At 69.0% G+C, this 5,735-nt stretch carries 7 protein-coding genes and 2 pseudogenes; 6 read left to right on the top strand and 3 right to left on the bottom strand.

What is annotated here, in order from left to right; all coding sequences use genetic code 11:
* The first annotated feature begins 164 nt into the window (after window positions 1-164).
* Complete coding sequence (locus AOK24_RS25770; RefSeq protein WP_055722451.1) at window positions 165-425, top strand: hypothetical protein; 261 nt, start codon at window positions 165-167, stop codon at window positions 423-425.
* Between the two features lie 50 nt (window positions 426-475).
* Window positions 476-601 (top strand): hypothetical protein, encoded by a 126-nt coding sequence (locus tag AOK24_RS52345; protein ID WP_276206855.1) that lies wholly within the window; start codon window positions 476-478, stop codon window positions 599-601.
* 39 nt (window positions 602-640) lie between these two features.
* Here the strand turns inward: AOK24_RS52345 and AOK24_RS25765 are convergent, their stop codons facing one another.
* Window positions 641-2,233 (bottom strand): helicase HerA-like domain-containing protein, encoded by a 1,593-nt coding sequence (locus AOK24_RS25765; protein ID WP_107104049.1) that lies wholly within the window; start codon window positions 2,231-2,233, stop codon window positions 641-643.
* A 106-nt stretch (window positions 2,234-2,339) separates the two neighbouring features.
* Here AOK24_RS25765 and AOK24_RS25760 point away from each other — a divergent pair, with 106 nt between their 5' ends.
* Complete coding sequence (locus AOK24_RS25760) at window positions 2,340-2,636, top strand: type II toxin-antitoxin system VapB family antitoxin (protein WP_010352268.1); 297 nt, start codon at window positions 2,340-2,342, stop codon at window positions 2,634-2,636.
* Between the two features lie 135 nt (window positions 2,637-2,771).
* On the top strand, window positions 2,772-3,386 hold the full coding sequence (locus AOK24_RS25755; RefSeq protein WP_055722450.1) for a LytR C-terminal domain-containing protein: 615 nt from the start codon (window positions 2,772-2,774) through the stop codon (window positions 3,384-3,386).
* 7 nt (window positions 3,387-3,393) lie between these two features.
* Here AOK24_RS25755 and upp read toward each other — a convergent pair whose 3' ends face one another.
* Window positions 3,394-4,029 carry a uracil phosphoribosyltransferase gene (gene upp, locus AOK24_RS25750; protein WP_055722449.1) on the bottom strand — a complete coding sequence of 212 codons (636 nt, stop codon included), beginning with the start codon at window positions 4,027-4,029 and terminating at the stop codon, window positions 3,394-3,396.
* Window positions 4,030-4,130: 101 nt separating this feature from the next.
* On the opposite strand from upp, the pseudogene AOK24_RS51140 reads away from it, so the two are divergent.
* A pseudogene (locus tag AOK24_RS51140) lies at window positions 4,131-4,310 on the top strand (hypothetical protein); the annotation flags it as partial.
* On the opposite strand, the pseudogene AOK24_RS46345 reads toward AOK24_RS51140, so the two are convergent.
* Window positions 4,309-4,488 (bottom strand): annotated as a pseudogene (locus AOK24_RS46345) (NAD-binding protein); the annotation flags it as partial. The pseudogenes AOK24_RS51140 and AOK24_RS46345 overlap by 2 nt on opposite strands.
* Before the next feature lie 70 nt (window positions 4,489-4,558).
* Here AOK24_RS46345 and AOK24_RS25745 point away from each other — a divergent pair.
* On the top strand, window positions 4,559-5,674 hold the full coding sequence (locus AOK24_RS25745) for a potassium channel family protein (protein WP_063799516.1): 1,116 nt from the start codon (window positions 4,559-4,561) through the stop codon (window positions 5,672-5,674).
* The last annotated feature ends 61 nt before the right edge of the window (window positions 5,675-5,735 follow it).

The following is a 5,735-nucleotide window of genomic DNA, read 5'->3' as shown; positions in this document are numbered from 1 at the left end:
GGTTGATCGCGCAGTTCCCCGCGCCCCTAAAAACCCTTGCGCTCACCCGAATGGGTTGAATCCGCTCCTTTCGCGACTCGATCCCCGCGCGCCTTGGGCATCCCCCTTGTGTGAGTGGTGCACGGCTTCTTTCTCGCTCGCGGCTCTGGCTGCGGATGCTGGTCGTGGTGCTCGCACTCCTGGTGCCGGGGGAAGCCTGCGCGGTGCCCTGTGTGGCGATGGCTGTGGAGAGCGTCGAGTACGACGTCGTCGACAGCGGGCTGCGGCCGAGTGCCGCGCCTGTCGACCGGGTCGAGAAGGTGTTGCGGCCCGCGTCCGTTTCCGGGGTGGGTGTCGGGGCGTTCGGGAAAGCGGCGCGTGAATTTTTCCCGGCTCTTGTCCCGTTGGGACTTTCCTCCGTGCGGTGTGTGGTTCTGCGGTGCTGATGAGAGCGGCGTAGCGAAAGCCCCTCATCCTTCACGCAGAGCGAGGAAACATGCCCACAGATCCTTATGCGGTCCTGCGTGCCCTGTTGCGCGCGGAAGCCCGGCGTACGGCGCCCACGGAGAAGCGGACGGAGAACGAGCAGCAGCCCCAGTCGCAGGCTGAGCAGAGCCGTTAGCTGAGAAGGTGGCGGACCGAAAGGAACCGGTCCGCCACCTCACCGCCTTCTTCTCGCCGTACCGAAGAGGGACCGCGTGATTTCCCGGCCCAGTTGCGTACCGATCGACCGCGCCAGGGATGTGAACATGCCGCTGCCCACGACCTGTTCCACCATCGACGACTGGCGCTCCTCACGCTCACGAGGAACCGCCGGTTTCTCCGCCTCGCGTCGCTGGAGTTTCTCGTACGCCGATTCTCTGTCCACAGCCTGTGCATAACGTTCGTGGAGCGGGGACGACGTGACCGCCGCGTCCAGGGCGCCCGCGTCGATCGGCCCCATCAGCGACTCCGGCGCCCGAAGTCGCGTCGCCGCGACGGGTGTCGGCGCGCCCTTCTCGCTCAGGACGGTCACGACCGCCTCTCCCGTTCCCAGCGAGGTCAGGAGTTCTTCGAGGTCGTACGCGGAATTCGGGAACGTCTTGACGGTCGCTTTCAGCGCTTTCTGGTCGTCCGGGGTGAAGGCGCGCAAGGCGTGCTGGACGCGGTTGCCGAGCTGGGCGAGGACGTCGGCGGGGACGTCCTTGGGGGTCTGGGTGACGAAGAAGACGCCGACCCCTTTGGAACGGATGAGGCGGACGGTCTGGGTGATGGAGTCGAGGAACGCCTTGGAGGCGCCGTTGAAGAGGAGGTGGGCCTCGTCGAAGAAGAAGACGAGCTTCGGTTTGTCGGCGTCGCCGATCTCCGGGAGGTCGTGGAAAAGGTCCGCGAGGAGCCACATCAGGAAAGTGGAGAAGAGTTGCGGTTTGTCCTGGATCGCCGGGAGTTCCAGGACCGACACGATTCCCCGGCCGTCGGGGGACAGCCGGAGGAAATCGGCCGTGTCGAATTCGGGTTCGCCGAAGAAGTCGGCCATGCCCTGCGCCTCGAACGCGGTGAGGGAACGCAGGATCACGCCCGCCGTCGCCGTGGAGAGGCCGCCGATGGTCGTGAGCTCCGCCTTGCCCTCGTCGGACGTCAGGAAGGCGACCACCGCGCGCAGATCCTTGAGGTCGAGGAGTTCGAGGCCCTTCGTGTCGGCGTAGTGGAAGATCAGGCCGAGGGACTGCTCCTGGGTGGGGTTGAGCTGGAGCACCTTGGAGAGCAGGACCGGGCCGAAGCTGGTGATGGTGGCGCGTACGGGGATGCCGTGGCCGATGCCGCCGAGGGCGTAGAACTCCGCGGGGAATCCGGCGGGGGTCCATTTCTGGCCTACTTCGGCTGCTCTGGCCTGCACTTTCTCGCCGGGTTGGCCGGGTGCCGACACCCCCGACAGGTCGCCCTTCACGTCCGCGAGGAAGACCGGGACGCCCTGCGCGGAGAGCTGCTCGGCGATCAGCTGGAGCGTCTTCGTCTTGCCGGTGCCCGTCGCGCCCGCGACCAGGCCGTGGCGGTTGAGGACGGGCAGCGGGATACGGACGGGGGCCTCGGGGTGGGGCGTGTTCTCCCAGAGGAGGGCGCCGAGGTCGAGCGCGGGGCCCGTGAAGGCGTACCCGGCCGCGATCTCAGCGACCTCGGCCGGGGTCTCAGCGGCCTCCGTACCCCCGGCCGTGATCTCCGTCCCCCCGCCCGGGGTCGGCCCGTTCGCGCCCGTCGGCTGCGGCTGCGTACTCATCGCCTGTCCCTCGTTCCCGGTTTGCCTCGGTACATGACGTTATTTGCAGCGTCGCACTCCGCCGCCGTGGCTGCGCCCGGAAGGTCTGGGCCGGTAGGCTTTCCGTGTGATCTTCAAGCGCATCGGAAACGGCCGGCCGTACCCCGACCACGGCCGGGAGAGCACCCGGCAGTGGGCGGACGTCGCACCGCGTCCGGTCCGCCTCGATCAGCTCGTGACCACGAAGCAGCAGCTCGATCTGGAGACCCTGCTCGCGGAGGACTCGACGTTCTACGGCGACCTCTTCGCGCACGTCGTGAAGTGGCAGGGCGATCTGTATCTGGAGGACGGGCTGCACCGGGCGGTGCGGGCCGCGCTCCAGCAGCGGCAGGTGCTGCACGCGCGGGTGCTCGAACTGGAGTGACGGTCCCCGGCGGGTGGCCTCGTTGCCCCTTTCGGGTGCAATCCGTGTGACCGCGCGGTGTCGGATGATCGTTTATTAGTCACGGACGCGCCGGAGCACTACGCTGCGCCCATGAGCATGCTGACTCCCCCCGGCATGGGCGGCAAGTACCGCATCACAGGCGACAAGTACCCGCGCATGCGGCGATCTCGGCGGCGAGGTCGGCTCGTTGTGGTCGTCGTCGCGTGCGGGGCCGTGCTCGGGGTCGCGGGGTGGGGGACGATGCAGCTCGTCGATGTCTTCACCGGTGGCGGCGGTACCGCGTCCGCCGCGGCCGGCACGTGTGCGCCCAAGAAGGCGGTTCCTACGACGGCCGCCGTGGCGCTTCCCCAGCCCGCGCAGATCACCGTGAACGTCTTCAACGCGACCACCCGTAGCGGGCTCGCGAAAACCACCGCCGACGAGCTGAGGAAGCGGGGGTTCAAGGTCGGCCAGGTCGGGAACGCGCCCGCGCAGTTCGACAAGAAGGTCGCCGGGACAGGGGTGTTGGTGGGGGTGCCCGCCGCGTCCGGTACGTCGCTGTCCGTGCTGGGCGTTCAACTCCCGGGCGCGGCACGGAAGATGGACGCGGCCCGGAAGGACGCGTCCGTGGACCTCATCATCGGCAACGGCTTCAGGGCCCTGGCCGCGCCGGCTGACGCGACCAAGGCGCTTGCTGCGTTGAGCGTGCCGAAGAAGGCCGCCAACGAGGGTGCCAAGAAGGGTTGTTGAGCCCGGGTTACTCCGCCGCGCCGTACAGGCGATCCCCGGCGTCGCCCAGGCCCGGCACGATGTAGCCCTGTTCGTTCAAGTGGTCGTCCACCGCTGCCGTCACCACCGTCACCGGGGTGCCCGCCAGTTCGCGTTCCATCAGTTCCACGCCCTCGGGCGCGGCGAGCAGGACGACCGCTGTCACATCGTCCGCGCCCCGGCGGATCAGTTCGCGGATCGCCGCGACCAGGGTGCCGCCGGTGGCCAGCATCGGGTCGAGGACGTACACCTGGCGGCCGGAGAGGTCCTCCGGCATGCGGGTGGCGTACGTGGACGCCTCCAGGGTCTCCTCGTTGCGGATCATGCCGAGGAAGCCGACCTCCGCCGTGGGCAGGAGGCGGACCATGCCGTCGAGCATGCCGAGGCCCGCGCGGAGGATCGGTACGACGAGGGGGCGGGGGTGGGACAGCTTGACGCCGGTCGTGTCGGTGACCGGGGTCGTGATGTCGACCTGTTCCGTACGTACGTCCCGGGTCGCCTCGTAGGCGAGGAGGGTGACCAGTTCGTCGGCGAGGCGGCGGAAGGTCGCGGAGTCCGTGCGCTGGTCGCGCAGCGTGGTGAGCTTGTGAGCGACCAGGGGGTGGTCGACGACGTGGAGACGCATACGTCCAGATTAACCGGGCACGCCCCCGGGTCGCTCTGGCGTCGGACCCCCGAACTGGAGGACAGTGGGGATGACCGACTTGGACCGGGGTGGTGTGAACTGTGCCGGAAAGCGAAGAAGAGTCCCCAGAGAGTGCGGAGAGCGCGGCCGACCGGCGTCGGCGCCGGGCCCGTTTCCTCAGGGAGCTGGCGGAGGCGCGGGAGCTGCGGGACCGGGTCCAGCCGAGGAAGGCGAAGGCGGCGCGGCTGCGGCACGCGATGCGGATGCGGACGTTCCGCTGGTGGCGTCCCCCACGACCCCCTCGTACCCCTCGGCCGTGGCCGCCTCGATCACTTTCACGCTCGGATCGACCACGACGACCTGCTCCCGGCGCAGCCCAGACGCGCAGGCGGTCCGAATCGCGGAACGCCCCTTCGTACCGAATCCGACGACGACAGTGTGGTCACGCAAGGAGGGCCTCCGGAATGCTCGGCGGAACATGGACAACCATGGTGCCCATCGACCGGATCACCACCCCAGGGGGGCACGCATGAAGGACCACCCGCGTCAGCCGAGGAAGCTGAGCAGACTCTCCCTGTTCCGCACCCTGTGGTACCGCTCGCGCTCCGACGACCGCGACGACGCGGAGGCGAGCCGCGCGGTGACGATGCCGACCCGCAACGGCGTCCCCCCGCTCCAGCAGGTGCTGAAACGCCTGCTGCTGGCCCTGTTCGTGCTCGCGCTGACGACGTTCCTCGTCTACATCGACCGCGACGGCTACAACGACAACTCCGACGGCCCGGTGGACCTCCTGGACTCCGCGTACTACGCGACGGTCACGCTCTCGACGACGGGCTACGGCGACGTCACCCCGGTCAGCGACACGGCCCGCTTCATCAACATCGTCGTCATCACCCCGCTCCGCGTCGTCTTCCTGATCATCCTGGTCGGCACGACCCTGGAGGTCCTCACCGAGCGCACCCGCCAGCAGGTCCGCGTCCACCGCTGGCGCTCCCGCCTGCGCGACCACGTCGTGCTCGTCGGCTACGGCACGAAGGGCCGCCACGCGGCGGAGACCCTGGTCGGACAGGGCATCGCGAAGGACAGGATCGTCATCGTGGACGCCCAGAAGAAGGCGGTTATGACGGCCGCGGAGGACGGCCTCGTCGCGGTGACCGGCGACGCGACCCGCTCGGAGACGCTCCTCAAGGCGGAGGTCCACACGGCGGCCCAGGTCATCGTCTGCCCCCAGCGGGACGACACGACGGCCCTGGTCACCCTGACGGCCCGCCAGCTGAACCGCCGCGCCACGATCGTCGTCGCGGCCCGCGAGGACGAGAACGTACCCCTGCTGAAGCAGAGCGGCGCCGACACGGTGATCACCAGCTCCAGCTCGGCGGGCCGCCTCCTCGGCGTCGCCATGGTCAGCCCGGTCGTCGCGAACACGCTGGAGGACCTGATGACCCTGGGCAGCGGCCTGGACATCGTGGAACGCCCGGTCGCACCGGAGGAGATCGGCATGGCACCCCGCGCCTGCGGGGACCTGATCGTCGCGGTGGTCCGGGGCAAGAAGCTGCTGGACTACGCGGACCCCGGCCTCGGCGCGCTGGAGCGGGGGGACCGGGTGGTCACGGTCAGCAGGGCGACGGTGGTCGAACCGGCATAGGGGTCGACATGTTTCACGTGAAACACCCGATTGGCGCGCTTGGGGTGTTTCACGTGAAACA

The sequence above is a fragment of the Streptomyces niveiscabiei genome (assembly GCF_001419795.1).
GTDB classification, from domain to species: domain Bacteria; phylum Actinomycetota; class Actinomycetes; order Streptomycetales; family Streptomycetaceae; genus Streptomyces; species Streptomyces niveiscabiei.
Note: the sequence above shows the minus strand (reverse complement) of the source record. Positions and strands in the feature narration are given on the sequence as shown.